This window comes from uncultured Mailhella sp., from assembly GCF_905187505.1.
GTDB lineage: Bacteria > Desulfobacterota > Desulfovibrionia > Desulfovibrionales > Desulfovibrionaceae > Mailhella.
The window spans coordinates 1-1,897 of sequence record NZ_CAJJIC010000208.1 but is presented as its reverse complement, the minus strand read 5'-3'; the positions used below and the strand labels follow the sequence as shown (position 1 = coordinate 1,897).

Genomic DNA, 1,897 nt, shown 5'->3' with positions numbered 1-1,897 from the left:
GCCTTCGGGGGCTTCGATGCGGCCCATCTGAATGCCGGTGAGAGTGTCGTACAGCTTGGTGAGCACGGGGCCCATGGCGTCCATGCCGGAAGGCACGCAGATTTCTTCGTCGTGGTTGACGATCTTGCCCACGGGAGAAATGACGGCGGCGGTACCGCAGAGGCCGACTTCGGCAAAGGAGGGCACTTCGGTCAGGGGCACTTCGCGTTCTTCCACTTCCATGTTCAGATAGTGCTGAGCGACATAGAGCAGAGAGCGGCGGGTGATGGAAGGCAGAATGCTGTCGCTCTTGGGAGTGACGAGCTTGCCGTCCTTCGTGATGAAGATGAAGTTTGCGCCGCCGGTTTCTTCAACCTTGGTACGGGTGGCAGGATCGAGGTACATGTTTTCGGCGTAGCCCTGACGATGGGCGTCCATGATGGGATGGAGGCTCATGGCGTAGTTGAGGCCGGCCTTGATGTTGCCGGTACCGCGGGGCGCGGCGCGGTCGAAGTCGCTCACACGGATGGTGATGGGCTTGGCGCCGCCCTTGAAGTAGGGACCGACAGGAGTGACCAGAATGCGGAACTGATATTCGTCGGCAGGCTTTACGCCGATGACGGCGGAGCTGGCGAACATGTAGGGACGGATATACAGCGTGGCGCCGGAGCCGTAGGGAGGAACCCAGGCGAGGTTGGCGCGCACGGTTTCCACAACGGCGTCGACGAAGCGGGCGGCGGGGAAGACCGGCATTTCCAGACGACGGCAGGAATCTTCCATGCGCTGAGCGTTGAGGTCGGGACGGAAGCAGACCACATGTCCGTCTTCCGTGGTATAGGCCTTCAGGCCTTCAAAGCAGGACTGAGAATACTGGAGCACACCGGCGCATTCGGTAATGACGACCTTGTCGTCATCGGTAAGCTGACCGTTATCCCATGCTCCGTCTTTGTAATTGGCCACGAAGCGTTTGTCGGTCTTGATGTAGCTAAAGCTCAGATTAGCCCAGTCCAGATTCTTCTTTTCCATGGTACACATCTCCTGACAGCGTACACGATTTGAATTTCGTGTATATGGGGCCGGCGCTGCGGTCGGGAGCCCTCATGCCTGCCGGAATGTATTTTCAGCAGGAACGCATACACTTTCGGCAAACTCTGGCATTGTACGGCGAGCTCGTCAAGTCCCGGGGAGGGGGGAACCGTGCATTTTTTAGCGTTTTTTCAGAACAATTTTGTTTTTTCGTCATATGACAATCATGTAAAAATGTGACGGGCAAGAACGCGGCACCGACCGCAGCGGAACATCATCCGCATTTCTGCACGGCCGGGGAAAAATCTGATCGTCCTGCCTGCCGCCTTCCCGCCCGGCAGTCCGAAATCGTCGGGGAAAAGAAGAAAAATTGCCGCTCCTCAGGCAGAAGACGCCTTTCCAAAGGCCCCGCAGATCGGGGAGTCGGGCAGGATTTTTCTTGTGTTCCATGGGTATTCGGTCTATGTTGATGCTGTTATGAGCGCGGTTCTTCTTCCCTTTGCCGCGAGTATTCACACTGTAAAGAGGATTCGTTTCCATGCTGAATAAAGTCATGATCATAGGCCATCTCGGCGCCGACCCTGAACTGCGCTATACCCAGAGCGGTTCTCCCGTGACCACGCTGCGCATCGCCACGGATGAATCGTATACCGACCGGGACGGCAATCGCGTGGAGCGCACGGAATGGCATCGGGTCGTGGTGTTCCAGCGTGCCGCGGAAAACTGCAATCAGTATCTGCGCAAGGGCAGTCTGGTGTACGTGGAAGGCAAGCTCTCCACGCGCAAATGGCAGGATCAGAACGGACAGGACCGTTACACCACGGAAATTCGTGCCGATCGCGTGCAGTTTCTTGACCGTCGAGGCGGAGGCGCTCCCGCAGAGGGCGACGGC

At 57.7% G+C, this 1,897-nt stretch carries 2 protein-coding genes; one reads left to right on the top strand and one right to left on the bottom strand.

What is annotated here, in order from left to right:
- A partial coding sequence (locus QZZ60_RS11380) for a branched-chain amino acid aminotransferase (RefSeq protein ID WP_295641490.1) occupies window positions 1-1,014 on the bottom strand: 1,014 nt, incomplete at its 3' end.
- Between the two features lie 529 nt (window positions 1,015-1,543).
- Here QZZ60_RS11380 and QZZ60_RS11375 point away from each other — a divergent pair.
- A partial coding sequence (locus tag QZZ60_RS11375) for a single-stranded DNA-binding protein (RefSeq protein ID WP_295641488.1) occupies window positions 1,544-1,897 on the top strand: 354 nt, incomplete at its 3' end.